This window comes from Xanthobacter autotrophicus, assembly GCF_030015065.1.
Lineage (GTDB): Bacteria > Pseudomonadota > Alphaproteobacteria > Rhizobiales > Xanthobacteraceae > Xanthobacter > Xanthobacter autotrophicus_D.
Map to the genome: position 1 here is coordinate 41,490 of NZ_JAIVFN010000009.1, position 26,167 is coordinate 67,656.

General features: G+C 69.0%; 17 protein-coding genes. 6 read left to right on the plus strand and 11 right to left on the minus strand.

Annotation, left to right across the window (positions count from 1 at the left end; translation table 11 throughout):
* Positions 1-17: 17 nt before the first annotated feature.
* Positions 18-1,949 carry a hypothetical protein gene (locus tag K9U40_RS03915; protein ID WP_282888902.1) on the minus strand — a complete coding sequence of 644 codons (1,932 nt, stop codon included), beginning with the start codon at positions 1,947-1,949 and terminating at the stop codon, positions 18-20.
* A gap of 58 nt (positions 1,950-2,007) precedes the next feature.
* On the opposite strand from K9U40_RS03915, the gene K9U40_RS03920 reads away from it, so the two are divergent.
* The gene (locus K9U40_RS03920; protein ID WP_282888903.1) at positions 2,008-2,742 is read left to right on the plus strand and encodes a hypothetical protein; all 735 of its coding nucleotides are present in this window, start codon (positions 2,008-2,010) and stop codon (positions 2,740-2,742) included.
* A 26-nt stretch (positions 2,743-2,768) separates the two neighbouring features.
* On the opposite strand, the gene K9U40_RS03925 is transcribed toward K9U40_RS03920, so the two are convergent.
* Positions 2,769-5,918 (minus strand): hypothetical protein, encoded by a 3,150-nt coding sequence (locus K9U40_RS03925; protein ID WP_282888904.1) that lies wholly within the window; start codon positions 5,916-5,918, stop codon positions 2,769-2,771.
* A gap of 296 nt (positions 5,919-6,214) precedes the next feature.
* On the opposite strand from K9U40_RS03925, the gene K9U40_RS03930 reads away from it, so the two are divergent.
* The 3 genes from K9U40_RS03930 to K9U40_RS03940 all read left to right on the plus strand — a co-directional run bounded on the left by K9U40_RS03930 (position 6,215) and on the right by K9U40_RS03940 (position 9,433).
* Positions 6,215-6,544 carry a hypothetical protein gene (locus K9U40_RS03930; protein WP_282888905.1) on the plus strand — a complete coding sequence of 110 codons (330 nt, stop codon included), beginning with the start codon at positions 6,215-6,217 and terminating at the stop codon, positions 6,542-6,544.
* Positions 6,545-6,742: 198 nt separating this feature from the next.
* Positions 6,743-7,204, plus strand: a complete 462-nt coding sequence (locus K9U40_RS03935) for a (2Fe-2S)-binding protein (protein WP_282888906.1) — start codon at positions 6,743-6,745, stop codon at positions 7,202-7,204.
* Between the two features lie 3 nt (positions 7,205-7,207).
* Complete coding sequence (locus tag K9U40_RS03940) at positions 7,208-9,433, plus strand: xanthine dehydrogenase family protein molybdopterin-binding subunit (RefSeq protein ID WP_282888907.1); 2,226 nt, start codon at positions 7,208-7,210, stop codon at positions 9,431-9,433.
* 73 nt (positions 9,434-9,506) lie between these two features.
* Here the strand turns inward: K9U40_RS03940 and K9U40_RS03945 are convergent, their stop codons facing one another.
* The 7 genes from K9U40_RS03945 to K9U40_RS03975 form a co-directional block, all read right to left on the minus strand.
* Entirely contained in the window at positions 9,507-10,475 is a 969-nt protein-coding gene (locus K9U40_RS03945) for a transporter (protein WP_282888908.1), read from the minus strand.
* A gap of 396 nt (positions 10,476-10,871) precedes the next feature.
* A complete protein-coding gene (locus K9U40_RS03950) occupies positions 10,872-11,723 on the minus strand; it encodes a hypothetical protein (RefSeq protein ID WP_282888909.1) in 852 nt (283 codons plus the stop codon).
* On the minus strand, positions 11,720-13,996 hold the full coding sequence (locus K9U40_RS03955) for a hydantoinase B/oxoprolinase family protein (protein WP_282888910.1): 2,277 nt from the start codon (positions 13,994-13,996) through the stop codon (positions 11,720-11,722). The genes K9U40_RS03950 and K9U40_RS03955 overlap by 4 nt, the downstream gene beginning before the upstream one ends.
* 90 nt (positions 13,997-14,086) lie before the next feature.
* Entirely contained in the window at positions 14,087-16,243 is a 2,157-nt protein-coding gene (locus K9U40_RS03960; RefSeq protein WP_282888911.1) for a hydantoinase/oxoprolinase family protein, read from the minus strand.
* Between the two features lie 88 nt (positions 16,244-16,331).
* Positions 16,332-16,718, minus strand: coding sequence for an acetone carboxylase subunit gamma (locus K9U40_RS03965; protein ID WP_282888912.1), 387 nt, complete (start codon positions 16,716-16,718; stop codon positions 16,332-16,334).
* A gap of 17 nt (positions 16,719-16,735) precedes the next feature.
* On the minus strand, positions 16,736-18,667 hold the full coding sequence (locus K9U40_RS03970; protein WP_282888913.1) for a hydantoinase/oxoprolinase family protein: 1,932 nt from the start codon (positions 18,665-18,667) through the stop codon (positions 16,736-16,738).
* A gap of 425 nt (positions 18,668-19,092) precedes the next feature.
* Positions 19,093-21,162, minus strand: a complete 2,070-nt coding sequence (locus K9U40_RS03975) for a sigma-54-dependent Fis family transcriptional regulator (RefSeq protein WP_282888914.1) — start codon at positions 21,160-21,162, stop codon at positions 19,093-19,095.
* A 477-nt stretch (positions 21,163-21,639) separates the two neighbouring features.
* Here K9U40_RS03975 and K9U40_RS03980 point away from each other — a divergent pair, with 477 nt between their 5' ends.
* The gene (locus K9U40_RS03980; RefSeq protein ID WP_282888915.1) at positions 21,640-22,899 is read left to right on the plus strand and encodes a CobW family GTP-binding protein; all 1,260 of its coding nucleotides are present in this window, start codon (positions 21,640-21,642) and stop codon (positions 22,897-22,899) included.
* A gap of 58 nt (positions 22,900-22,957) precedes the next feature.
* Here the strand turns inward: K9U40_RS03980 and K9U40_RS03985 are convergent, their stop codons facing one another.
* Positions 22,958-24,136: an acetyl-CoA acetyltransferase gene (locus K9U40_RS03985; protein ID WP_282888916.1), complete on the minus strand. Its 1,179-nt coding sequence runs from the start codon at positions 24,134-24,136 to the stop codon at positions 22,958-22,960.
* Between the two features lie 352 nt (positions 24,137-24,488).
* On the opposite strand from K9U40_RS03985, the gene K9U40_RS03990 reads away from it, so the two are divergent.
* Positions 24,489-25,526 (plus strand): zinc-dependent alcohol dehydrogenase family protein, encoded by a 1,038-nt coding sequence (locus K9U40_RS03990; RefSeq protein WP_282888917.1) that lies wholly within the window; start codon positions 24,489-24,491, stop codon positions 25,524-25,526.
* Between the two features lie 109 nt (positions 25,527-25,635).
* Here the strand turns inward: K9U40_RS03990 and K9U40_RS03995 are convergent, their stop codons facing one another.
* On the minus strand, positions 25,636-25,785 hold the full coding sequence (locus K9U40_RS03995) for a hypothetical protein (RefSeq protein ID WP_282888918.1): 150 nt from the start codon (positions 25,783-25,785) through the stop codon (positions 25,636-25,638).
* Positions 25,786-26,167: the final 382 nt, after the last annotated feature.

Consider the following 26,167-nt stretch of genomic DNA (forward strand, 5'->3'; position numbering starts at 1 on the left):
CCTCCCCGTCAGTGGTCTCAGTGCCCGATGAAGCCGGCGAAATGGTACCGCCCATCCGGCAGCACCCGCAGCAGACGGTCCGCGCACATCCTCTCAAGGATCAGATCCAAGGGATATTCGGCGGGCGAATCCCCGGGCGGAAAGCTGCGCAGAAAGGCCGGATAGCGCTCAGGGCCGTCCAGCCCGTGGAAATTGCGCCGGAACGCGGCGGCAATTTCGTCCAGCCTGCGCGGCATCTGGGCGAAGCGGCAGATGTCGTCGCGCGTCACCGCATGCCAGGACGAGAACAGCCCGCCACTGCCGGCCGGGAACACCTGCTCCACATGGCCGAGCTCATGGCCGAGCAGCCCGTTGCCGATGATGTCCTCCCGACTGATGCCGGGATTGGTGCCGGCCATGAGGTCGTCGAGGATGCGCCGGGCCTCGGCGGCCTGCGACGGCGGCCCGCCGCCCGCCTCCGGCTGTTTCCGGCAGCTCTCCTCCCGCGCCAGCAGCCTGGCGACCAAAGGCCGGCGCAGGACCACGCGCCCGCGATCGTGCAGGCCCGGCGAATCCGGGTTCAGGTGCGGCGAGACGGCGTACTCGGTGACGAAATCGAACAGGCACGCCTTGCCCAGGGTCGTCATGGGGGCGATCCGCCCCAGAATGAAGAGGGCGGGCGTCGCCGGTTCCTCCGGGGCATGGCCCAGCATGGAGAGCAGGTGCACCGCCCGCACCACGTCGCTCCCGACGATGAACAGGCGCAGCGAGGAGCCGATCTCCGCCAGATGCCGGTTGATGGTGCCTTCCTGCCAGCAGGGAATTTCAACCCCGTCGATCCGGATGGCGCGGGTGAGCAGATCCGCCGGGCGCACCCGCGTGATGGCGCCGGACGCGACCTGTTGGAAGATCTCGTCCTGAAACTCGTCCTGAAACTCGTCCTGGAACTCGTCCTGGGACGCCAGGAAATCCTTCTCCGCGTCGTTCGCAGGGCCGGGGCGCTCCGGCCCGCGCAGGCTGGTGAAGGCCTGCCGCCATGCTCCCTCGGACGGCTCGTCGCCGAGCAGGAGCCGGTCGGCGAGGAGGCCAAGGGCGATCTGGCGATATTGCGCGATGAGGCTCTCCTCCAGCGCCGCGCGGCCCTCGCAATTGCTCTCGATGGCGCAATCCTTCGGCGCGGCGAGCGTCACCCGCAGCCCGCGCGCGGCCAACAGCCTGGCCACATCCATGCCGGCGATGCGGCCGGACCAGACGGCACGGGCGACGCTGGCGTCCGCCGCCGCCCGCCGGCCGGCGGCGAGCGCGATCGCGGCATGGGTCGCCAGCACCTCCACGAGCAGCGGCAGGTCGTTCCGCGCCTCGCAGCTCTCGCGCAGGAGCACCTGGAGGCTCTCCGCCGCGTCCCAGTGCCGGAGCGCGGCGAACATCTGGGCAAGCCACTGCATCTGCTGGATCGGCTCGTCGGGACGATGGGCGAAGCCACCGCCTTTGCGCGCGATGGCGTCGGCGTGAAGCGCATCGAGGCTGGATACCAGTCCCTCGATGGCGCGCTCCACCGCGCGGCCGTGGTCCCCCGCCTGCCAGGCGATAACCGAATTCTGGTGGAGGAAACGCCCGGCCAGCAGCCGGTCCGGCATCTCCAGCGCCATGGCGAGGCCCCGCGCGAACGCAGCTTCGGCCGGGGCGACGGCGCCGAGCCGCAGATGGAAGGTGCCGAGACAAAGGAGGAGCCGGCAGGTCATGGGGCCCATGGCATCGGTGCCGGCCGCATCGAGCGCGCGGGCGATGAAATCCACGCCCACCTCGGGCGCCATCATTCCGGCTGCGGCGAGGATTGCGGCAAGATCCGGCTCGTTCCAGGTACGGCGACCGGCGCCGGACGGATCGAGGACAATCCGGGCTTCGCCGTCCGGCACGCTCGCGCCGGCGGCCGGCGCGGCGGGGGATTGCCTTGACTCGTCCTGGGCCATCGCCAAACTCCCGTTTGGACGCCGCAACGATGCCGGAAACACCATAGCAGGTTCGGCGATGCGTGAGGACCAACGAAAGACGCTGCGCGGCGCCGTCGCGGCCCTGGAAGCCCTGCGTGCGGAATTTGCCCGAAGCCCCCGCAACGAGATCACCGCCGGCGATTTCCGGCTGCTGTCGGAGCATGTGGCGCGCATCGAGCAGGCAAGCCCGGGCGCGCTGCCGCTGTTCGATCCGGACTATTTCCGCGGCCGGGTGCCGCCCCAGTTCAATCTTTACGAGGCCGGGCGGGTGCGGCGCTGGCTCGATGTCGCCCTCGCCACCCTGTCCGCCGCCCTGGAGCCCCGGGACGAGAGGAGCGTTCCGCGCGAGGTCCTGGCCCTCGACTTTTCCTTCCTCAGCGATGCCGCCCTGCGGCGCATCCTGGAGCGGGATTCCGCCGAGCTTGCGCGCAGCTTTTCCGCGGGCAACTGGAAGTCCGTGGTTGTCCTGAGCGGCGGCATCATGGAGGCGATGCTGATCGACGCGACAGGCCGCGCCATGGCGCAGGCCGCGGAGGCGGGAGGCAAGCCGCAAAAGCCCAAGAACCTGTATGGCTGGATCGAAGCCGCGTTCGAGCTGAAGCTGGTGAGCGAGGGGGTGAAGAAGATCTCCCATACCCTACGCGAGTACCGCAACCTCGTCCATGCCCAGGCCGAGCTGAAGGCCGGGCTCAGCGTGGACGAGGAGGAGGCCCGGCTTGCGGCCGCCATCCTCGCCATCGTCAAGCGGGACCTGAGCGCGCTGCCGCGCTGAGGCCCGAGGGGGCGGTGTTTCATCCCTCACTCATCGTCATCGTCCCACCCCCCGCCGGAGCCGGCTCCGCCGCCACCGCCACCGCCGTCATCATCATCCTCATCATCATGGCCGGAGCCGCCGCGGCCCTGATCCGGCCAGCCCTCGTCCTCGGGATCGTCCCGGTCGTCGCCATAAGGATCGTCCGGGTCGTAGTCGTCGTCCTCGTCGGGATCGCCGGGGTCATCGCCATAGGGATCGTCCGGGTCGTAATCGTCGTAATCGTCGGGATCGTCGTCCTCGTCGGGGTCGTCGCCCTCGTCGGGGTCGTCGTCCTCGTCGGGGTCGTCGGGGTCGTCGGGGTCGTCGTCCTCTTCTGGAACTTCGTCAGGATCGACGACTTCAACTTCATCGGGGTCGGGATCGTCCGGCCTGTCGTCCTCGTCGTCTTCAGGACCGGCGACGTCGGGGCCTTCGGGGGCGTCCGGCTTCGGCGCGCCGGGTTCGTCAACGGCGGGCGGCAACCGCAATTGCGCCGTGACGTCGAGGACGATGCGCGGCTCCGTATCCTCCCCCGCAGACCCGCCGCCGGCATCCACCGGAAGCGCGGCCCCTCCCCCGCCCTCCGGCGGGAACGGGGTTCCCTCGGCGTCCTCGGATGCTGGATCGGGGGGACCTGCCGAAACCGGAGCGAGCGGCGGGATATCGTCGGGCGACGGCTGGTCCGGGGCAGCGTCGGGAATACCGCCATCCGGCGCGCCGGCACCGGTATCGTCGCCGGGCAGGAGCCGGCCCGTCACCACCTCCTCATGGTCCGGCGCGGGCGCGGGAACCTCCGCAGCGGGCACCTCAACCGGGTCGGGCTCCCGCTCTCCCGCTGGCGGCGGCCCCTCGTCCGATCCGCCATCCGGCGCGCCGGTGCCGGCATCGTCGCCGGGCAGGAGCCGGCCCGTCACCACCTCCTCATGGTCCGGCGCGAGAGCCGGAACCTCCGCAGCGGGCACCTCAACCGGGTCCGGCTCCCGCTCTCCCGCCGGCGGCGGCCCCTCGACCGATCCGCCATCCGGCGCGCCGGTGCCGGTATCGTCGCCGGGCAGGAGCCGGCCCGTCACCACCTCCTCATGGTCCGGCGCGGGCGCGGGAACCTCCGCAGCGGGCACCTCAACCGGGTCCGGCTCCCGCTCTCCCGCTGGCGGCGGCCCCTCGACCGATCCGCCATCCGGTGCGTCGGCACCGGTATCGTCGCCGGGCAGGAGCCGGCCCGTCACCACCTCCTCTTGGTCCGGCGCGGGCGCGGGAACCTCCGCAGCGGGCACCTCAACCGGGTCCGGCTCCCGCTCTCCCGCCGGCGGCGGCCCCTCGACCGATCCGCCATCCGGCGCGCCGGTGCCGGCATCGTCGCCGGGCAGGAGCCGGCCCGTCACCACCTCCTCATGGTCCGGCACGAGAGCCGGAACCTCCGCAGCGGGCACCTCAACCGGGTCGGGCTCCCGCTCTCCCGCCGGCGGCGGCCCCTCGACCGATCCGCCATCTACCGCCACCCCCTCACCGGATACGGTACCCTCCGCCCGCTCATCCGCCGGCTCGCCTTCGCTCCAGTCGGTATCGGCGAGATCCTCGGCAGCGCCGGCAGGATCGTCCCAGTCATCGAGATCCGCTTCGGGAGCCTCCCACCCCTCGTCGTCGAGCGCCGGCCAGGGCCGGGACGCCGTCTCGCCCGCGTCGGCTCCGGCCTGCGCCATGGCGGGCGCCGCCATGGGGTCCGCGCCATAGCCCTCCCCCGTCACCGGAGGCCAGGGGTAGTCCGCCAGCGGCGCGGCGAACGGATCGGGCTCCAGCGCCGCAGCCGGAGCCGGAATGCGCTCGGCGAGCGCGCCGAGGACGGCGAGGGGCGCGGCCGCCCCCGCCTCCCCGGCGGCGGCAGGCTGGGCCTCCACAAGCCGGCACACGAAATCACGCTCGGCCGGACCATAGCCGCTCTCGGCCAGATGCCGCCCCAGCGCCTCCACCTCCGGCGGAAAGGTCGCCGAAGGCTCGGCGGGCGGATGAGCGTCCGGCGCGGCCCGCGCTGCGCCGCCGGCATGGGGGTGGCCGCCGGCCCAGTCCATGATCTCGGCGCACAGCGCCTTCGCGTTCTGCTCACCCACATAGGCCCCGACCACGCCGCCGATCACCGCCCCCGTGAGCGCCCCGACCGTGGTGCCGAAGCCGGGAACGACACTGCCGAAACCGCCCAGCGCCAGGCCGAACCCCTCGGCCCCGATCAGCGCGCCCGTCATCCGCCCGCTGAAAGCCGCCAGCGTCTGGGCCGCGCCGGCCTTTTCGCCGGTCCGCCACTGCTCGGCCGCCGTCGCATAGGTGGTGGCGGCGTCGAAGGCGGCCATGACCGGGCCGGCGACGCGGAGCGTGCGGGAGAGGCGCAGCAGGCGCGGATCCCCCGGCCGCAGCCCGCCGACGGCACGGCGCGCCACCGCGCGGGTGGCGGCATTGGTCTGCGGCGGGCGGGCAACGAACGAGCCACCGGCCGCGGGCGCATGGGGGTCGAGCGTCCGTCCGATGGGCCTTGAGCCGACCCCGAGCCGGCGCAGCTCGGCGCGGTGGGCGGAGCAAGCCTCCCGCGTCTGCCGGCTTGCCGGCACAATCTGGTGAAAATCGGCGCCGAATTCCGCGCGCAGGCGCAGGTTACAGGTGGCGCAGCAGCCGCGGGTGGGAGCCAAAGCGAGGATGGTGCGCCCGTTCTGCTTCGCCCAGCTCAGCAGGCGCATTTCGGCATGGTGGTCATTGCCTTCGATGGCCACTTCCGCAAACGTGCGCAGGCCGGTGGCCCGGTCGAAGGCGAGGCGCCGTCCGTCGGGCGTCTCCACCGCGGTGATGACGCCCCGGTCATATTCCACGCGGATGCCGTTCCGGGTGCGCATGTAGGTGACGGGGCGACCGCCGCGCATTTGCCGGAACGGCCCCGCCTCGAACAGCCGCGAGCCCGGCGCATGCGCCTTCTCGATGCGGAAGCCGGAATTGAAGACCACGAGCTGCCGGCTGGCCGGCCCTGCGTCCACCGCCTCCACCACGGCGCACACGCCGGTCTGCCGGGCGACGCGGACGGAGATGATGTCGTGATAATGGTCCGCGAACAGCTCGACGAAGGCCAGCAGCGCCCCCCGGCTCGCCTGCTCCAGTGGAAGCCTTGGCGGGTCCATCGCCACCTCCCAGCCTCGCCCCGCAGGCCATGCCGGCGCCCGCCGCGCCTGTGTCCACACGGGTTGCGGCGGGCAGAATCCCACCAGCGGGGCCGGCAGGCAACAGCCGGGCCGCGTCGTCCGGCGCACATTCCGCGGCGCGCGTGCAGGGGCTGGCGCATGTCATCGTTTCATGGAACCAATGAAGCGCACCAGGTTCTTGAGCTATCGCATTTTCTTCACGCGAACCGGTGCCCGCTTCGCTCGAAAATGCTCTAGAATTATATTGGCGGCAGTGCCGTGTCGGGGGCGGTATCATGAGCAGCTTCAGTCAGATTGTGGTGATCGTCGCGTCAGGTCCCGGCATCGGCGCTCCGGTCATGGAGCGCTTCACGCTGTGGCGCGGCGTCCTTCCGACGGACAAGGAGGAGGAGATCGACCGCCTGATCGCCGACACGCGCGCGCTCGAGACCGGCGACGCCTTGCCAAAATTCGCGTTGCGGGACGGACCGCACGCCTCCCACCTCACCTTCGAGATGGACGACGACCTCGTCCATTCCATCGCGTTCGTGCCGGGGCTCCTGCCGGCGGCGCTGCAGCAGTTCGTGGACATCGTCGTCGCGCATGGCGCGAGCGAGCCGATCTGAGCACGGCCGGCCCGCGCGCCGCTCCCCGGATCGTGAAGCGGCCGCAGTCTGGAAACCGTCAAAAAAAGGCGCTAGCCTGAGCAACGGGATCACCTGCGTCGGGGCGGCGCCGTGATTCCGCAGGACGTGCAGCACGCGCGTCCCCCTTCCCATATCAAGCACAGATGCGGCTGTGCCTCTCGCAACAACGAGGTACCCATGGCCGTCACACTCACCGTGAACGGACAGGCGCGCACCGTCGACGCCGATCCCGATACGCCGTTGCTCTGGGTCCTGCGCGACGAGCTCGATCTCGTCGGCACCAAGTTCGGCTGCGGCCAGGCCCTGTGCGGCGCCTGCACCGTGCATCTCGACGGCACGCCGACGCGCTCCTGCCAGACCACGCTCGGCGATGTCGGCGACGCCAAGATCGTGACCATCGAGGGTGTCCAGGGCCGCGAGGCCGAGGCGGTCCGCGCCGCCTGGGTCAGCCTCGACGTGGTCCAGTGCGGCTACTGCCAGTCCGGGCAGATCATGTCCGCCGTGGCGCTGCTGACCGAGAACAAGAAGCCCGCCGATTCCGACATCGACGCGGCGATGGACGGCAATGTCTGCCGCTGCGCCACCTACCACCGCATCCGCGCCGCGATCCACGACGCGGCACGCCGGCTGGAGGCCTGACCCATGCACATGCTCCAGAAGCTCGAGCCCGGCGCCGTATCCGGCCTTGCCGCCACGCTCTCCGGCGCCGCGCAGACGCCGCTCTCCCGCCGCTTCGTCCTCGCCGCCATGGGCGGGGCGGGCATCGGCCTCGTGCTCGGGCTCAGACCTGAGGTGGCCCACGCCGCCCCGGCCGGCACGGGCGCCACCGGACCGGCCTTCAACCCCTTCGTGCGTATCGCGCCCGACGGAACGGTCACGGTCATCGTCAAGCATCTCGACAAGGGCCAGGGCATCGCCACGGGCCTTGCCACCCTCGCCGCCGACGAGATGGATGCGAACTGGTCCAAGGTGACCACCGCGTTCGCGCCGGCCGATCCCAAGATCTACGGCAACGCCGCGTTCGGCGGCGCGCAGGGCACGGGCGGCTCCACCTCCATCGCCGCGAGCTACACCATCTACCGCACCGCGGGGGCCGCGGCCCGCGCCATGCTGGTGGCCGCCGCCGCGCGGCAGTGGGGCGTCGATCCCGCGACCGTCACGGTCTCCAACGGCGTGGTGAGCGCCGGCAGCCGCAGCGCCGGCTTCGGCGCCCTGGCCGAGGCCGCCGCGAAGGAGCAGGTGCCAGCCGAGCCGAAGCTGAAGGCGGCCTCCGCCTTCACCCTCATCGGCAAGGAGGGCGTGCACCGGGTGGACAATCTGGCCAAGACCACCGGCGCCCGCATCTACACCCAGGACCTGAAGCTGCCGGATATGCTGGTGGCCGTGGTCGCCCATCCGCCGCGCTTCGGCGCCACGCCGAAGAGCTTCGACGCCACCGCCGCCAAGGCGGTGAAGGGCGTGAAGGACGTGGTGATGGTGCCGCAGGGCGTCGCCGTGCTCGCCACCACCACCCACGCCGCCATCAAAGGCCGCGACGCCCTGAAGGTGGTGTGGGACGAGAGCGGGGCCGAAACGCGCAGCTCCTCGGACATCCTCGCCGACTATCGCGGCGCGCTGGGCAAGCCCGGCCTGCCGGTGGAGGCCCATGGGGACGTGGAGAAGGCGCTGAAGGCGCCCGGCGTGAAGCTGGTGGAGGCCGAGTTCGAGTTCCCCTACCTCGCCCACGCCGCCATGGAGCCCATGAACGCGGCGGCGCAGATCAAGGACGGGGCGGTCACCATCTGGACCGGCTGCCAGTTCCCCTCGGCCGACCTGCCGAACGCCGCCCGCACCGCCGGCGTGGCGCCGGACAAGGTGGAGATCCACACCCTCTGGGCGGGCGGCAGCTTCGGCCGCCGTGCGCTCGCCAGCTCCGACTTCGTGGTGGAGGCGGTGGCCATCGCCAAAGCCCACGGCAAGGGCGTGCCGGTGAAGCTGGTGTGGACCCGCGAGGACGACATGAAGGCCGGCTATTACCGGCCGGCCTACGTCCACAAGGTCCGCGCGGCGGTGGACGCCTCGGGCAAGCCGGTGGCGTGGCATCACCATGTGGTCGGCCAGTCGATCCTCGCCGGGACCTTCTTCGAGCAGGTCATGGTGAAGAACGGCGTGGACGAGACCTCCATCGAGGGCACCCACGGCACCTACGACATTCCCAACATGAAGGTGGAGCTCTCCACCATGAAGGCGGGCGTGCCGGTGCTGTGGTGGCGCTCGGTGGGCCATACCCACACCGCCTACGCGGTGGAGGTGGTGATGGACCAGCTCGCCCGCGCGGCGGGACAGGACCCCGTCGCCTTCCGCCTCGCTTATGCCACGGACGAGCGGATGAAGGCGGTGATCCGCCTCGCCGCCGACAAGGCCGGCTGGGGCACGCCGCTGCCGGCGGGCCGCAGCCGCGGCATCGCCGCCCACAAGAGCTTCAACACCTATGTGGCGGAGGTGGTGGAGATCTCCCTCGCCGATGCCGGCGTGAAGGTGGAGCGTGTCGTAGCGGCGGTGGATTGCGGCGTCGTGGTCAATCCGGACGTGGTGCGGGCCCAGATCGAGGGCGGCGTCGGCTTCGGCCTCGGGGCCGCGCTGCACGATGCCATCACCCTCGACAAGGGCGCCGTGCAGCAGGCCAACTTCGACACCTACGAGCCCCTGCGCATGTCGCAGATGCCGAAGGTGGAGGTACACCTCGTCGCGTCGGACGCAGCCCCCACCGGGGTCGGCGAGCCGGGCGTGCCGCCGCTTGCCCCGGCGGTCGCGAACGCCGTGCTTGCCGCCACCGGCCGGCCGGTCCACCGCCTGCCCTTCGCCGGGCAGGCGTTCAAACCGGCCTGAACGCGGCAAGCTTCCCGCAGCATCGCGCCGGGGAGGGGTGGAGAGCCCCTCCCCGGCGCCTTCCCCTTTATCTTCAGAAAACCTGCATCAGGCGCACGGTTCCCCGGAAATCCTCCGGGAAGCCGCCCGACGTGTTGAAATCGCGCTGGATCAGGCCCAGCACCTGGAAGGTCGGGGTGATGAACTTGGAAAGCTCGAGGCGCACCTGGTCCCGCTGCGTGGCGTTCCCGGTGGCGAGACCGTCGAGATATTCGGTGCCGCCCCAGTATTTCGAATAGCCGATGGCGGCCTGCCAGGTCTCGGCGAAGCTGTAGGACAGCCAGGCCTGCAGCTGATAGGTATTGTCCTGTGTCAGGACGAGTCCGCCGCCCCCGGCATCCGTATTGTCGCCGTACCACATGGCATCGCCGGTGAGCTGGAGCGCGAAGCCGCTGCCGAGGCCCTGGTACCAGCCGACCTGGAGATCCAGCTTCCACCGGTTCTCGCCCATGTTGAGCGCGTCCGCCGCCTTGTACTGGCCGAGCGGAACGAAGAGATAGGGCATCACGCCGATATAGGTTTGCGTCGCCTTGTTGTTCACCACCCAGAAGGTGGTCGCGATGATGGGATCGCCGAGGCCGGCGGCGGCATCGAGCGGCACCCCGGCGATGCGCCCGTCATAGAGCGTGCCGGCGGGAATGAGCACCTGGGGCGCCACCGTGATCCCCGCGATCTCGAAATAATGCACATAGCGCAGGATGTTGACGTACGAATCGAGCCCCGTGTCCTGGGAGATGGCCGGGCCCGACGTGCCTTCATAGCTGCTGCGCGTCGCATACTGGCTGTAGAACAGCAAAAGGTTCGTCCCGCCCGGCGCGGGCACATAGTCCGAGGCGTTGACATCCACCGCCCCGGCCCGCGCGGACAGCAGCGGCAGCAGCACGAGGGCGAGCAGCAGGCCGGCGCAAAGGCGGGTCTTGCGGCCGTCGTCATGCGGTGTGCCGCCTCCGGCGGACAGGATGGCGGATCGGATCGTCTGCATGGGCGTCAGGTTTGGCGTCATGGTTCCTCCTCGAGCTTTCCTGGCCACGGGCGCGTTGGCTCGCGCCCGTGCGGCGCGAGCCGGCAGGGCTTCGTTCAAAGGTTGGTGCAGGGAGAAGACCGGGGCCTACCCGGCCCCGGTCTTGGCGCCGTTGGAGCGTTTCATGGCAACGATGAAACGCTCCAGGCTCTTGAATTATCGCATTTTCTCCGCGCGAGCCGGGCTCCACCTCGCTCGAAAATGCTCTGGAGCGCGATCCGACCAGCTTGCGACAGATGGGTTCCATCTGTCGCGGTCGAACCACTAGAGCACGCGCCGATCTGCCTGCATCACAAGCTGATCGGACAACGCGTTCTCTTTCTTGCGTTTAGAGGGCGATTCACCGAGCAAATTGATTCAATTTGCTCGGATCGCGCTCTAGGCCCGAAGCCGGGCCAGATGCTTCAGCACCGCTTCCGGCTCGGCGCCCACCGGAATCTCGGCGAAGTAGAACTGCCCCGCATCCAGATCGGCGAGGGGCGCGCCGGACCAGAAGTCGCCGCCCACGTCGAGCCCCAGGGCAAGGTCGCCGCCCCGTGGCGGATCGGCGGAAATGACGGAGTCGAATTCCGCCGCCGCGCGGCCGGGACGCGCGCGCAAGGCCAGGCCCCAGCGATAGTGCCGGGCAACATTCACCAGCGGGCGATAGCCTTCCATGTCCGCATCCGGCACCGGGATGGCGCCCGGCGCCTCCTCCAGCAGCAGGCCGCCGATGGGCAGGGTCGAGACGGCGCGCATCAGGTCGGCCATGTACATGGCCGCATCCTCGATGGCGTCGGGCTCGATCTCCACGCCATCCCGCCCGGCGAGAGCCGCCGCCTCGGCCAGCCAGTGGCGCGGGGCCGGCATCGCCAGCACCAGAGGCGTCTGGCCGCGCAGGCTCGCCGCCACCGCCTCCACCACCTCGGCCAGGAGGCGGCGCGGGGCGGCATCCTCCAGCATGCGCCGGAGCGGAAAGGCGGCGCGCTTCTTCGCCGCCATCTCGGCCGCCAACGCCGGATGCCGCCCGATCCAGGAACGGTAGAGCTCGCCCACGTCCACCACTCCCACATCGGGACGCAGCAGGCCCTGGGCCTGGTTGAAGAAGGCGAGATAGCTCGCCGCGCTCACCCAGGGATCGCCCCCATCGCCGAGAAGAAGCCGCCGGGCATAGCCCGACGCCTTCAGCCAGACGCGGATGCCCCGCGCCCCGGAGGGGCGGGGCAGGTCGTCGATGAGGCGCGGGCTCATTGCTTCTCGTGCTCCAGGCCACCCAAGGCGGCAAGACGCGCCTCGAGCTCGGCGATGCGCACGTCCTTGGGGTGGGTCATGTAGTTGGGGCGCGGCGTGGCGGCGTCCCGCATCTTCTCGGGGCTGCCCATGTAGAGCCTGGACACGTCATCGCCCCAGGCGCCGAAATACTGGAGATACGACGGCGGGTTGGGGCGGCTCCAGTCCTTCACGAACTCGGAATAGGGACGCGAGCGGGCGATCCGGGCCTTGCGTTCCGCCGCGCGGGCGGCCTCGGTCGCCTCCTCGTTGACGGCGAGGGTCTCGGGATCGAACACCACCTTGTAGAGCCGTGCCGCCACCTCCGGCGAGATCAGCCCTTCCTCGATGTCCTTGATGACGCCGCGGGGATCGCGCTCCAGCAGGTCGCCATAGCCCGCTCCCGCGCCCTGCGAGATCATGAACAGCTCGCCGCGCTTCGAGATCTCGAAGCCCATGCCCATATGATGGGTGGTGTAGCTCGCGCCCTCGAAGGGCTGCTCGTTCATGATCTCCTCGATGGAGTGCTTGAACTTCTCCGGCGTATTCATGAGCACGTCATAGACATCCACGCCCTTGACCTTGGAGAGCGGATAGGCCCCGCAGGCATAGCCGCCGAACAGGCCCTGGAGCGGCGGGATCTTCGCCCCCTGGCAGACGGTCATGAAGCCCCACTGCTCGCTGTCCTTGGTGGCCACCATCATGGTGTAGCCCTGGCCGCCCCGATACTTGCCGGGGGCGATGGCATCCCGCGTCATCTTCTTGGAGACGAGCTGGAGGAAAGGCACCTCCTCCTCGTTCAGCTCCTGCTCGCCGATATCCGCCATGGTGGCGAAGATGGGGGCGAGGGCGTGCTCGCCATCGCGGTCCGCAGTTGCACCCGCGCCCATGCCGTTGAGGTCGGCGCAGAGGTTGCCCAGCGTCTCGCCGTGCTGGGACACGCCGCCCCAGATGAAGGTGTTGATCATATTGAAGGTCGGCGCGTGGACCTTGGTGTATTTCTCCGGGCAGGAATAGAGGAACTTCGCAACCGCGTGCTGGCCCGCCGTGAATCCCGTGAAGATGGACATCAGGCTCTGGGAATTGGGCGCGTCGTAGGAGCAGTTGACGATGGAATGGGGGTCGGTGATCACCTCGATGGGGGCGAAGGCCGCCTGGCCGCGCGGCAGATCCGGCCACACATAGCACAGGAACACCTGCGCCAGCATGCCCTTGAGGCCCGCCACGATGGTGTTGGTGGCGCGGTTGGTGAATTCGGGCGCGGAGCCGCGGAAATCGAAGATCAGCCGGTCGCCGGTCTTGGTGAGCTTGCAGTTGATCTTCACCACACAGTTCTCACGCAGGGTCGAGTCCTGGATGATGTAGGTGCGCACCGTCATGTCCGGCCACTCGGAGATGCGACGCTTCACCTCGGCGCGCACGTTCTCCATGGTGAGGCGGAGCGTGGAGATGAGAGCCTCCGGGCCGTCGGTGTTCAGCGTCTCCTCGATGCGCTGCTTGATGCGCAGGCAGGCGAACAACTTCACCTTCATGTCTTCATACTGCAGCTTGGGTTCGCGCACCGAATTCTGCAGGAAGGTGAGGATATCGCGCTTGATCTGGTAGTTTTCCACCACGCGGAATGGCGACATCTTCAGCCCCTCGTCGGAGGGGCTCTCCGCCATGGAGGGCATGCCGCCCGGCTCGATGGCGCCGTTCTCGCCCTCGTGGACGGTGGAGGCGACCCAGCACACGAGCTTGCCCTTGTGGAAGATGGGCAGGATCATCGACTGGTCGGTGTTGTGAACGTTGCCGTAGCGCGAGTCGTTGTGGATGAAGCCGTCGCCCTCGCGCACCCCCACGGTGGGGTCGTTGATCCAGTTCTTGATGATGAACTTGATGGGATGGTGCACCAGCGCCGAGAAGATCAGCACGCCGCCGGCGGAGGCGATGGCAAGGTCGCCGGACGCGGAATAGACGCCGGTGATCACGTCGCCCCATTTGGCGCCGGGGGCGGCGCCCATCTGCTCCACCATCTCGTAGCCTTCGTCGCAGCCGGACTGGATGCGATCGCGGATCTTGGCGATGATGTGGGCGTCGGACACCTTGCCGATGGCCTCGTCCTCGTCCGCCGTGCGCGGCATGAGATCGTGGTTCTGCATGATCTCGGGGTCGGGGCCGAGAAACAGCGTGGTGTCGTTCAGGAACTTCTTGATGAGGTCGATTTCCTCGGCGCTGGGCAGCTTGCCGCGACCGCTGATGCTCATGTCGTTCATGGGGTTTCCTCCCGGAGAATTCTCGACTGTCTGGGTCCGCACGACGGCGGCGCGCCCCTCCCCGGCACGGGAGACGGGCGCGCCCCGTCCTCAGTGGGTCCGGCCCGGCGTCTTGGCGCGCAGGAACCAGGACGCGCCCTGCTTCGCCGCGACGAAGGTCCAGCCCGGATTGACCAGGAAGGTGGTGACCTCCGAGGCGACGATGGCCGGCCCCTCGATCTGCACGCCCGGCGCGATGGCGGCCCGGCTCCACACCGGGGTTTCCAGCGGCCCGTCCTGGCCCACGAAGTGGCAGATGCGGGTGGAGGCGGGCGGCGGCGGCGCCTTGCGCTCCTGCTCGGGCACCGGCTTGATGTCCTCGAACTGCACCGTCTCGTGATGCACGTAGGCGGCGACCCGGATGGTGTTGATGCGGATGCCCGCCTCCGGCGCCTGCGAGCCCTCGCCGAAGCGCTTGCCGTAGTCCGCCGAGAACTGGGCGATGATGGCGAGCACGTCCGCCGGGCCGTGCACATCGTGCTTCTCGATCACCGCCGTGGTCTGCACCAGCTGGTTGCCGTAGCGCATGTCCAGCTCGAGGTTGTGGCGGATGTCTTCCAGCGGAACGCCCTGGCGCAGCAGGTCCTGGGTGCCGCGCTGCTTCAGGTCTTCCACGATGGCGTTGAAGCGGTCGTAGTCGTCGAAGATGTGGCGTGTATTGCTGTCGTACAGCACCATGTAGAGCGACTGCTCGTGGATGTGGAGCTGGTGCATGTTGCCCGCGCCCACCGCCGAGAAGACGGAGGAGAGCGGCGGGGCGAGGATGCGGTCGATGTTGAGGTTCTGGGCGATGCCGCAGCAATGCAGCGGACCGTTGCCGCCATAGGCGAGCATGGTGAAGTCCTTGGGGTCGTAGCCGCGGGCCCTGAGCTCGGTGAACAGGCCGTTGGCCATGTTGTCGTCCACCTTCTCGCGGATCAGCAGCGCCGCCTCGATCACCGAGCAGTCCAGCTCGTCGCACAGGGCGTCCTCGATGGCCGCCTTCGCCCGGCGCGGATTGAGCGGGATGGAGCCGCCCGCATAGTTGGCCGGATCGAGATAGCCGAGCAGCAGGTCGGCATCGGTCACGGTGGGCTTCATGCCGCCGCGGTCGTAGCAGGCCGGGCCGGGATCGGAGCCGGCGCTTTCCGGGCCGCACTTCACGGTCTTGTACATGCGGTCGTACGCCGCGATGGAGCCGCCGCCGGCGCCGAGCGTCACCAGATGCACCATGGGCACCGAGACCAGCCAGCGGTCGATCACCGGATTGAAGTCGTAATGCTTCACGCCGCCATCCACCACGATGCCGATGTCGTAGCTGGTGCCGCCCATGTCGGTGGCCACCACGTTGCCGAGGCCGGTGAGCATGGCGAGGTGCTCGGAGGCGCCGATGCCGGAGACCGGGCCGGAATGGATGGTCTGCAGCGCGTCGGTGGAATTGAGCTGCGCCATGCCGCCGGAATTGTGGATCACCAGCATGGGCTTGTCGTAGCGGTGGGCGCGCAGGTTCTGCTCCAGCGCCGACAAAGCGTGGTACATGGTGGAGTGCAGGTAGCCGTCCACGATGGCCGAGGTGGCGCGCACATATTCGCCTTTGCGCCCCGCCACCTGGTGGGACAGGATGACCGGGATCGCCCCCAGGAGGTGGGAGGGATATTCCTCCAGCAGGATCTCCTCGATGCGCTGCTCGTGGGCCGGGCTCACCACCGAATTGACCAGAGCGACGACGATGATCTGCGCGCCGCGGTCCACCAGCTCGCGGATCTGGGTGCGCACGTCCTCCTCGTCCAGCGGCATGACGAGCTTGCCCTGGAAGTCCACGCGCTCGCGGATGCCGCGGATCATGTGGGCTTCCACCAGCGGGTCGGGGCGCCTGGCGTTGGGCATGTCCTGCTGGCCGAGATTGTCCAGCCCCTCGCCATAGCCGCGGGCGCGGCTGAGCGGCACGGTCGCCTCATAGCCGGCGGTCACCAGCATGCCAATCTTCGGCCCCTTGTGCTCGATGAGCGCATTGGTGCCAAGGGTGGTGGCATAGCGCACGGAATCCACCGTGCCGAGGATCTCCTCCAGCTCCAGGCCGAGCACGGTGCAGGCCTTGCCGAGGGCCTCGTTGAAGCCCATGGCGAGGTTGTGGTGGGTGGTGAGGGCCTTGGCCTCGATATATTGCTTGTCCCAGACCACGAAGCAGTCGGTGAAGGTGCCACCGATATCGACGGAAACGCGTTTCATGGGTCCTCCCGGAAAATGATGCGGCGCGCTTCGAGGCAGCGCCGAAGTTTCTGGCCTCCCCCGGCGGGGAGAGCCTCTCGCCTTTCCCTCAGTGCCCGTGGCCCTCGTCGCGGGCCACCGCCGGGCCGGCATAGGGCTCGGCCGCCTCGCCGCGCGCGGCCCACTGGGCCTTCAGGGCCGGCAGGTCCACTTCCATGTCGTAGAGCGGGGGATGGCCCGGCACCGCATATTCCGTCTCCACCTGGGTGCCGCAGCTGGGGCAGCAATATTCCAGGATGCGCACCCACTCCGGGTCCGGGCTGAAGGTGAAGCGGTACTTGTCCGGATCAATGATCGGCGGATGGATCTCGCGCGGATCGCGATCGTGGACGAGCAGGCCTTCCTTGTAGCTCTGGGTCGCCGCGCCGATCTCGTGATCACACACGCGGCATTCCCACTTCTCGCTCTTCAGGTCGATGCGGAGATATTCAGTCATGGCGACTTTCATGTTGTTCAATCCTCCCGGCTCAGCAGGATGTCGCCTGCATTGCTGATGACGAACTGCCAGCCCTGGGGCACCCGGCAGGTGAAGTAGTCTTCCTCGAGAATGGCGGGGCCGCTCGCGAACGCGCCTTCGGCGAGGTCGGCGAGGCGGTAGACCGGCACGTCGATCCGGCCGCGGTCGCGGATCAGCACGTTGCGCCGGGCATGGGGGGTGGCGGAGCTCTTCGGCGCGAAGGCTGCGGCCTTTTCCGCACCCTCCCTGAGGCTTCTGACCGCCTTCAGCTCCAGCTCGACCGACCTGGCGCCCTTGAAGGCGGGCGGCAGTTCGGGCTGGTCGCCGAGCATGACGGTCTCGGTCCTGCCGTCGCCGAAATCGGCCACGAGCCGGGCTTCCAGCGTGTAGGTGCCTTCCGTGCAGCCCTCGGCGAACATGTCGCGCGCCGCCTTCACCTTCAGGGCGTCGAGGGTGGCGCCGACGGCCGCGGCATCGTCCAGCGTCACCGCATAGCGCTGGGAGATGTCGCAGGAGCCGATGCCGTAGGCGGAGAACACCGCCGCCATCTGCGGGATCGCCACGCGGCGGATGCCCGCCTTCTCCGCCACGCCGCACGCATTCAGCGGGCCGGCGCCGCCGAAGGCGAGCATCACCGTCTCGTCGGAGATCTTCGTGAAGCGGTGCAGCTCCGCCGCGATCTTCTCCTCATAGGCGAATTCCATCCGCAGCAGCGCATCGTCGAGGCCCACGCCGAGGGGCGTGGCCACATTGGCGGTCACCGCAGCGGCGGCCCGGTCGGCGTCGAGCCCCATGCCGCCGCCGAAATAGGAGGTGGGATCGAACAGGCCGCAAAGCAGGCTCGCATCGGTGATGGTCGCCTCGCGCCCGCCGCGCCCGAAGCAGGCCGGACCCGGCACCGCGCCGACGCTCTCCGGCCCGATGACGACGCGCCCGTCCACCACCTTGAAGATGGAGCTGCCGCCCGCGCCGGCGCTCAGGACCTCGCACAGGGGGAAGGACACCGAGATGCCCTCCACATGGCCGCGGCGCACCTCGGCCACCGTGCCGTTGCTATACTGGCCGATGTCGGTGGTGGTGCCGCCCACGTCGATGGAGACGGTGTCGGTGAAGCCGTAGCGCCGCGAGAACGTCTTGACCCCCTCCATGCCGCCGCGCGGCCCCGAGGAATAGGTCTTGATGGCGATGGTCTTGGCCACGCGGGAGGCGTCGCCGTCATTGCGGAAGATCAGCAGCGGATTCTTGGTGCGGTAGGCGCGCAGCCGGTTCTCCGCATTGTAGAGGAACGCCTCCATGGACGGGTGGAGGAAGGAATTGATGAGGGCGGTCCAGGTGCGCCGCTCGCCGTCCACGTCGCTGGTGATGTCGGAGCCGTAGAGGATCGGCACCGCGCCCAGCAGATGGCGCGGATACTTGCGCAGCGCGATGAGGCGGAAGCGGTCCTCGACGGCGCGGAAGTCGGCGCCGTCGAAGCTCACCACCAGGCGGTTGGCGCCCATGGCGGTCAGCCGGTTGATGGCCTTCACCACCTCTACGTCCGCCGCCTCGCCGGTGACGGTCGCGGCATCGAGGAAGACGATGCGATCGCCCACCAGCGCCTCGAACACGTCGGCGTCGTGGGCGGCAAGGCGGCTCGGCAGATCGTGGGCGGCGCCGTCGAGGATGAGGCCGAGGCGCGGGCCCTTGCGCTCGCAGATGGCGTTCGTGCCCTGCGTGGTGGAATAGCGGATAAGGTCCACCTCCTCCAGCAGGCGCTTCACGTCCGGCGCGCCGTAGAGCACGCCGGAGGCCTTGGTCAGGCCCTCGAAGAAGCATTTGCTCAAGTCGTAGGGAGTGGTCAGGACCTTGGTCTTTTTGACCGTGTCGTCCGCCATGATGCAAATGTCGGTCAGCGTACCGCCATTATCAATATTGATCTGCAAGCCCATATGACCAGCGTCCTCCCTGTTCTTTCGCGGACCACGACCGGCGTGTGCGATTTGTGCGAACGGATGCCCGAAGGCATGTGCCGTCTGCCGGATCGCGCGCCGGAACCCCTGGCGCGTTACGACCCTGCGCCGACCAGGATTGGCAAGGGGCGTGCCAGTCCGGAAGGAAGCCCGCAGATCATCTCTTTTCGTTGGAGCGCCTTATATTTCAGGCCGCAGAGCGTTTCTGGAATCCGGCTCCGCGACTTCTTTGCGAATACCCGTTCGAAAATCGGTCTTTATTGTGCGACGCAACCGAGCCCGCCGTCCGGCGGCGGCACAAAAAAACGCCGCCGATCTTCATCGGCGGCGTGGAGGGAGGTCTTTCGGGAGACGAAAGCACGTGAGGCAAGGCAAGCGGCGTGCCGCTTGCCTTCAGTGTCCGCCTACATCTGGATCTTGCGCGCCTCCTCGACGACGCCTTCAAGGCCGAACCGCCGGAGCTTGGCGTAGACCGTGCTCTTGGCGAGGCCGAGGTCCCGCGCCACCGCGGTCACGTTGCCCTTGTGCCCCTGCATCGCCCGCAGCAGCGCAACCCGCTCCGCGCTTTCCATGCCGGTGAGCCCCCGCGCCGGGCCGCTGCCCATGGCCTCCATGCCGGACAGGCCCCACGCCGCCGGGAACGGCTCCGGCGCGGCGGCGGATGCGGCCAAAGGATCGGCCCCCGCCCAGATCTCTGCGGGTACGTCGGCCTCGGTGAGCTCGGGGCCCTCCGCGATCAGCAGCATGCTCTCGATCACGTTGCGCAATTCGCGGATGTTGCCCGGCCAGGCATAGCCCATGAACAGGTCCACCACGCGCGGCGACAGCCGCCGGGGCTCGATGCCCTGCCGCCGCGCGAGGTCCTGCATCAGATGCGCGGCGAGCTGGGGAATGTCGGATGCCCGCTCCCGCAGCGCCGGAATGGTGATGCTCGTCACCGCCACCCGGTAGAACAGGTCCATGCGGAAGCGCCCGGCCTGGATCTCCTGCCGCAGGTCGCGGTTGGTGGCGGAGATGAGGCGGAAATTCACCTTGCGGGGCCTGGTCTCGCCGATGCGGTAGACCTCGCCGGATTCCAGGACGCGCAGGAAATGGGGCTGCAGGTCCTTCGGCATCTCCCCGATCTCGTCGAGGAAGAGGGTGCCGCCGTCCGCCGCCTCGATCTTCCCGATCATGCCGCCGCGCCGCGCGCCGGTGAACGCGCCTTCCGCATAGCCGAACAGCTCGCTCGACAAGAGCTCGCGGGAGAAGCCGCCGCAATTGAGGGCCACGAAGGGGCCATCCCGCCCCGCGCTCTCCGCGTGCAGGCACTGGGCGAACACGTCCTTGCCCACGCCGGTCTCGCCGAGCAGCAAGGCCGGCGCCCGGCTCTTCGCCAGCTGCTGCGCGCGGGCGATGGCCTGGCGCAGCAGCGGAGCCTCCCCGATGAGCCGGGCGAAGCCGCCCTTGGGCCGCGCATCGCCGCTCGCATCCTGCGCGCCGGCGCGCGGCGCGGGCGTGCTGCCGCGGCCCGGAAGGACGAGAACCAGGCCGAGGCGTTCTCCCTCCACCACCACCGGCTCCAGCCACTCGCGCCGCACCCAGGACGGCAGGTGCTCCGGCAACTCGCGGCTCTTCTTCCAGTCGAGCTTGAGCGAGGACAGGTCGGTGCCCGGCAGGTCGTTGCGCTGGCGCTGGAGATCCGCCAGCGCATCCGATGCCGCGCCGTTGGCCTTGACCGCCCGTCCCCGGCGGTCGAACACGATCACCCCGTCGCTGGTGGGGGCGGAGAGCCGGCTCATGCAGCGTTCCAGCAGGCGGAAGCGCACGTCCATCTCCAGCTGCGCCAGCCGGTTCTCGATCCGGCCCGCCGTCGCCACCACCAGAGCGAGGCTGTGCCGGTTATAGGTTTCGCTGAGCCCGGAGACATCGACGACGCCGAGGATCGTGCCGTCGAACGGATCGCGGATCACGTTGGCCGAGCACGACCAGCGCTTGATGCCGGAGCAATAATGCTCCGCCGAGTGGATCTGAACCGGCTGGCCCACTTCCAGCGCGGTGCCGATGGCATTGGTGCCGCAGGCCATCTCGCTCCAGGTGGCGCCGGAGAGCAGGTGGATATTCTCCGCCGCGTCGCGCAGGCGGGAGTCACCCTCCAGGTTCAGGATGACGCCGGTCTCGTTGGTGAGCACCATCACCGTCCCGGTCTCGGACAGGAATTCCCGGGCCGACGCCATGACCGGCGCGCTCGCCTCGATCAGCTCGCCGCAATCGTCCCGCAGGGAATAAAGGGTATCCTCCCGCATGGGGGGCGGCGCCTGGTCGCGACGCGGATCGACGCTGCCGGAGAGGCACCGCCGCCAGGAATCGTCCACCAGCCGCCGCAACGCATCGGACCCGAAATCGCCGCCATTGAGGAAGCGCTCCCAGGACGTCATGACCGTGCGGTCATTCTCGGGGACCGAAAACTTCTGTCCCGGCCTCTTGAAAGGCATCTGTTTGTTCCTCCCTGCCGCAGGTCAGCCGGGGCAGGACCTGCGTACGCGCCGTTCCCAAGACAGATCTGTGTCTGCTTCACCTTGAGCGGGCCTTGAACCGAACCTCTTGAACCGAACCCCTTGACCCATGTCTGGCGCACGGCCCGGGACGCCCCTGCCCGGACCGGCGATGGCTTTCTGGATTGGCAAGCCTAGCATTGATTGTGCCACGATACACGGTCGGTGCTTGCCCGTGCCCCACCGCGCCCGATCGCATATGCAGCCGCTCAAAGACGCGGCGATGCGTTCGATTTTCGGCCTGCGCGCCGTTTTGAAATCGAACGCCGGCATACGCATTCCCGTGGGACACCCCTTCGCCTTCAGGCGCTTCGGCCTGCGATCCGCTCCCGAGCGGCTGGCATGGCCGTTGCTGCACCCGGCCACACGCCCGCGTCCCGGAGAACGGCGTCGCGCAGGCCCCAAGGAGGAAGGCCCATGATCGAGGTTCCCGGCGCGGCCGGCCCCCGCGACCCCAGCCCGGTGGATGACGGCGACGACCGCATTCCCGTCACCCTGCTCACCGGCTTCCTGGGCGCGGGCAAGACCACGCTGCTCAACCGCCTGATCAAGCAGCCCGCCATGGCTGGAACAGCGGTGCTCATCAACGAATTCGGCGCGGTGGCCATCGACCACCATCTGGTGGAGAGCGTGGACGAGACCATGCTGGTGCTCGACTCCGGCTGCGTCTGCTGCACCGTGCAGGGCGATCTGGTCAAAGCCCTGGCTCTGCTCCACGAGCGCCTCGCCCGCAGGGAGATCCCGCAGATCCGCCGGGTGGTGATCGAGACCACGGGCCTTGCCGACCCGCTTCCGGTCATCTCGACGCTGATGGAGGAGCGCTTCGTCCGCGCCCGCTATCGCTGCGACAGCGTGCTGACCGTGGTGGATGCAAGCCTCGGCGCCGGCCAATTGGACCGGCATCGCGAAGCGGTGCGGCAGGTGGCTGCAGCGGACCGCCTGCTGATCACCAAGCGCGATCTGGCCGACCGCACCGGCAGCGAGCGGCTGGACGCACGCCTTCAGGCCCTCAATCCGGGCGCGGTCCGGCTCGCCGTCTCCCATGGCGAGATCGACCCCGCGCTCCTGTTCGGCGCCGGGATCTATTCGGCCGCCGGCAAGCACCCCGACATCGCCGCCTGGCTGGGCGAGGAGGCCCGCCGGGGCGGGCACGCCCGGCCGCCGGCCGGCGACGGCGACGCCAGCCGCCATGAGGACGGGGTGGGCAGCTTCGCCATCCATTTCGACCGCCCGGTGCCGTGGCGCGGCTTTGCGGTCGCCATGGGGCGCATCCTGACCGACCACGCGAGCCGCCTGCTGCGCATCAAGGGGCTGATGAACGTCGCCGGGCTGGCGACGCCGCTCGTGGTGCAATGCGTGGGGGGCATCGCCTACCCTCCCGTTCGCCTGCCGCGATGGCCGCGCCAGGGGCGGCGCTTCGACATGCGCGGGCGCCTCGTCTTCATCGCCGACGGGCTGTCGGCGGAGCAGATGGCGGATATAAGGGCGCGGCTGGCGGCGCTTGCGGACGATGCGGCGGCGACCCGGGCCGCGGCCACGACGCCCCTCCTGCCGACGCGCTGCTGGCTGGGCGAACGCCTGCCCAGCCTGGGACGCGATGGCTTCGAGACCGAGGGCTGGTTCGTCCGGCCCGTCCACCATGCTGCCCGTCGCACGGCGCCGGCGGCGCACGCCTGAAGCAAAGCGCACGATGGTCCGTGGCGGGGGCCGGTTCCCCCGCCACGGACCCGGGATGCTACTTCACGCGCTCGAGAATGCTGACGTAGTTGGCCACCGCCGCTCCTCCCATGTTGAAGACGCCGGCAAGCTCGGCGCCGGGAACCTGCATGTCCCCGGCGATGCCGGTCAGCTGCATGGCGCAGATTGCGTGCATGGAAACCCCGGTGGCGCCGATGGGGTGCCCCTTCGCCTTCAGGCCGCCCGACACGTTGACCGGCAGCCGTCCCCCGCGCCGCACCGTGCCTTCCGCCAGCGCGTCCGCGCCCTTGCCCTCGGGCGCGAGGCCCATGGCCTCGTAGGTCAGCAATTCGGCGATGGTGAAGCAATCGTGGATCTCGGCGAAGGAGAGGTCGCCGATCCGGCACCCTGCGTCACGCAGTGCGCCCTGCCAGGCCCGGCGCGGCCCCTCGAACGTCACCGCATCGCGCCGCGACAGGGGCAGGAAATCGTTGACCTGCGCGCGGGCTCGGATCCGCACCGCCTGGCGCGCATCCGGCAACACGTCGGCGGCGGCGAGGATCAGGGCGGCCGCGCCGTCCGACACGAGGGAGCAATCGGTCTTGCGCAGGGGACCGGCGATGAGGGGGTTCTTCTCCGAGACCGTGTTGCAGAACTCGAAGTCGAGCGCCTTGCGCATCTGGGCCCAGGGGTTGCTGACGCCGTTGGCGTGGTTCTTGGCCGCGATCTGCGCGAGCGTCGCCGAATGGTCGCCGTAGCGCTCGAAATACCCGCTCGCGATTTCCCCGAAGATGGAGGGGAAAGTCTTGCCCAGCGCCGCCTCTTCCTTGACATAGGAGGCGGAACCGAGAATGCGCGTCACCTCGTCGCCGGACACCGCGGTCATCTTCTCCGCACCCACCACCAGGGCGATCCGGGCCCGCCCGGCCTCGATGGCATCGCAGGCCGCATAGATCGCGGCGGCACCGGAGGCGCAGGCATTCTCCAGCCGCGTGGCCGGCTTCCAGCGCAGGCCGGGCTCGGCGTTGATGGGAAGCGAGGAGCAGAAGATCTCCGGCACGAAGCCGCCATTGAGATTGCCCAGCCATACGCCGTCCACCCGCTCGGCCTCGAACCCGGAATGATCGATGGCCTCATGGCAGACGGTGGCGATCAGGGCTTCCAGATCCATGTCGGCCAGCCGGCCGAATGGTGAATGGGCCCAGCCGACGATGGATACGCCGATATTGCTTCTCATGATGCTTCCTGCCATCGCGCATTGAACTTTGCGGGGCGGCATCTGCATGGCCCGTGCCATCGCAAGATCTGCGCAGACCACCAGCAGCAAGCCGCGGATGCTCGGCTGTCCCCCGAACAGGGCCGCGTCGCCGCCGGCCGGCGCGCCGCCTCCTCGCCCGCGTCCGATTTCCGGGCGTCGCGCCGCGATCGGCCGAAATCCAGCCGCCCGCCCGGTCGCGCGAAAGCTGCGAAAGCCCATGGGACGGGTCTTTCCCCTCCAGCGCGGGGTGGCATCCATCTTGCGGATGGGGCGGCGCAATAAAGCGCTGGTTATTTGCGGCAACGCACAAGACATGCATGGGAGGAAGTGAATGAAAGGCCTCGTCTATCGTGGTCCCGGACAGAAGTCGCTCGAAGAGGTGCCGGATCCGCGGATCGAGCAGCCCACGGACGCCGTGGTGAAGATCCTGCGCACCACCATCTGCGGCAGCGACCTGCACATTCTCAAGGGCGATGTGCCGACCGTCCTGCCCGGAACCGTGCTGGGTCACGAGGGCGTCGGCGTGGTGGAAGCGGTGGGCTCGGCCGTCGCCAACTTCCGCAAGGGCGATCATGTCCTGATCTCGTGCATTTCATCCTGCGGGAAATGCGATTACTGCCGGCGCGGCATGTATTCGCACTGTTCGGTCGCCGGGTGGATGCTGGGCCACACCATTCACGGGACCCAGGCCGAATACGTCCGCACCCCCTATGCCGACACCAGCCTCCACCGCATTCCCGAGGGCATGGACGAGGAAGCGCTGGTGATGCTCAGCGACATCCTGCCGACCGGGTTCGAATGCGGCGTGATGAACGGCAAGGTCCAGCCCGGCTGCACCGTGGCCATCGTCGGCGCCGGGCCCGTGGGCTTGGCGGCGCTGCTGACCGCGCAATTCTATTCGCCGGCCGAGATCATCATGATCGACCTCGACGACAACCGGCTGGAGGTGGCCCGGACCTTCGGCGCCACGCAGACCATCAACAGCGGCCGCGAGAATGCGGTGGAGCGGGTGAAGGCCATGACCGGCGGCCTCGGGGTGGATACCGCCATCGAGGCGGTGGGCATCCCGGCCACGTTCGTGCTGTGCCAGGATATCGTCGGCGCCGGCGGCACCATCGCCAATGTGGGCGTTCACGGCACCAAGGCGGACCTGCACCTGGAGCGCCTGTGGGCCCACAACATCACCCTCACCACGCGGCTGGTGGACACCGTGACCACGCCGATGCTGATCAAGACGGTGCAGGCCAAGCGGCTGGATCCGCGCAAGCTGATCACCCACCGCTTCCCGCTGGCCAACATCCTCGACGCCTACGCCACCTTCGAGAAAGCCTCCGACACCAAGGCCCTGAAGGTGATCATCGAAGGCTAGAGCGCGATCCGAGCAAACTGAACCAATTTGCCCGGTGAATCGCCCCTAAATCCAAGAAAGAGAACGCGCGATCCGATCAGCTTGCGTCGCAAGCTGATCGGATCGCGTCTCAGGAGCCGGCCCCACCGCCGCCGCCTTCGCGCGGCGCCGAGGCCGCGCCCAGTCCCAGCACCTCCTCCAGCCGGTCGAGGGCATGGAGCACCGCCTCGGTGTCCCGGGCTCCCAACGCCGTGCACAGGCGGGCCTCGAAGGCGCTCATGTCCGGCACGATGGCGCGGCAGGCGGTGCGGCCTGATGCGGTGAGGCTCAGGAACTCCTCGCAGCGGTCATCCGGATTCTCGGTGCGCGACAGCCAGCGCCGCTCCTCCAGCCCCTGCCGGAACCTGGACTAATGGATCAACCGAAACGGATGGTACCCATCCGTTTCGAAAAGTTGACCCCCCAGATCAAAGAGTTGTGGTTCGACCTGCTCGCGACAGATGGGTTCCATCTGTCGCGGTCGAACCACTAGATGGCGATTCGAGAAAGAGAACGCGTTGCCCGATCAACTTGCGTCGCAAGCTGATCGGGCAACGCGTTCTCCAGCCATTCCTCGCCGGCCTCCTCGCGAGGACCGGCTCTGCCCGCCCCCTCTGCCCGCC

What these genes read in the sequence shown, in the direction of transcription:
- K9U40_RS03915 (WP_282888902.1), bottom strand. Translation starts at nt 1,949, where the DNA reads ATGGCCCAGGACGAGTCAAGGCAATCCCCCGCCGCGCCGGCCGCCGGC.
- K9U40_RS03920 (WP_282888903.1), top strand. Translation starts at nt 2,008, where the DNA reads ATGCGTGAGGACCAACGAAAGACGCTGCGCGGCGCCGTCGCGGCCCTG.
- K9U40_RS03925 (WP_282888904.1), bottom strand. Translation starts at nt 5,918, where the DNA reads ATGGACCCGCCAAGGCTTCCACTGGAGCAGGCGAGCCGGGGGGCGCTG.
- K9U40_RS03930 (WP_282888905.1), top strand. Translation starts at nt 6,215, where the DNA reads ATGAGCAGCTTCAGTCAGATTGTGGTGATCGTCGCGTCAGGTCCCGGC.
- K9U40_RS03935 (WP_282888906.1), top strand. Translation starts at nt 6,743, where the DNA reads ATGGCCGTCACACTCACCGTGAACGGACAGGCGCGCACCGTCGACGCC.
- K9U40_RS03940 (WP_282888907.1), top strand. Translation starts at nt 7,208, where the DNA reads ATGCACATGCTCCAGAAGCTCGAGCCCGGCGCCGTATCCGGCCTTGCC.
- K9U40_RS03945 (WP_282888908.1), bottom strand. Translation starts at nt 10,475, where the DNA reads ATGACGCCAAACCTGACGCCCATGCAGACGATCCGATCCGCCATCCTG.
- K9U40_RS03950 (WP_282888909.1), bottom strand. Translation starts at nt 11,723, where the DNA reads ATGAGCCCGCGCCTCATCGACGACCTGCCCCGCCCCTCCGGGGCGCGG.
- K9U40_RS03955 (WP_282888910.1), bottom strand. Translation starts at nt 13,996, where the DNA reads ATGAACGACATGAGCATCAGCGGTCGCGGCAAGCTGCCCAGCGCCGAG.
- K9U40_RS03960 (WP_282888911.1), bottom strand. Translation starts at nt 16,243, where the DNA reads ATGAAACGCGTTTCCGTCGATATCGGTGGCACCTTCACCGACTGCTTC.
- K9U40_RS03965 (WP_282888912.1), bottom strand. Translation starts at nt 16,718, where the DNA reads ATGACTGAATATCTCCGCATCGACCTGAAGAGCGAGAAGTGGGAATGC.
- K9U40_RS03970 (WP_282888913.1), bottom strand. Translation starts at nt 18,667, where the DNA reads ATGGGCTTGCAGATCAATATTGATAATGGCGGTACGCTGACCGACATT.
- K9U40_RS03975 (WP_282888914.1), bottom strand. Translation starts at nt 21,162, where the DNA reads ATGCCTTTCAAGAGGCCGGGACAGAAGTTTTCGGTCCCCGAGAATGAC.
- K9U40_RS03980 (WP_282888915.1), top strand. Translation starts at nt 21,640, where the DNA reads ATGATCGAGGTTCCCGGCGCGGCCGGCCCCCGCGACCCCAGCCCGGTG.
- K9U40_RS03985 (WP_282888916.1), bottom strand. Translation starts at nt 24,136, where the DNA reads ATGAGAAGCAATATCGGCGTATCCATCGTCGGCTGGGCCCATTCACCA.
- K9U40_RS03990 (WP_282888917.1), top strand. Translation starts at nt 24,489, where the DNA reads ATGAAAGGCCTCGTCTATCGTGGTCCCGGACAGAAGTCGCTCGAAGAG.
- K9U40_RS03995 (WP_282888918.1), bottom strand. Translation starts at nt 25,785, where the DNA reads ATGAGCGCCTTCGAGGCCCGCCTGTGCACGGCGTTGGGAGCCCGGGAC.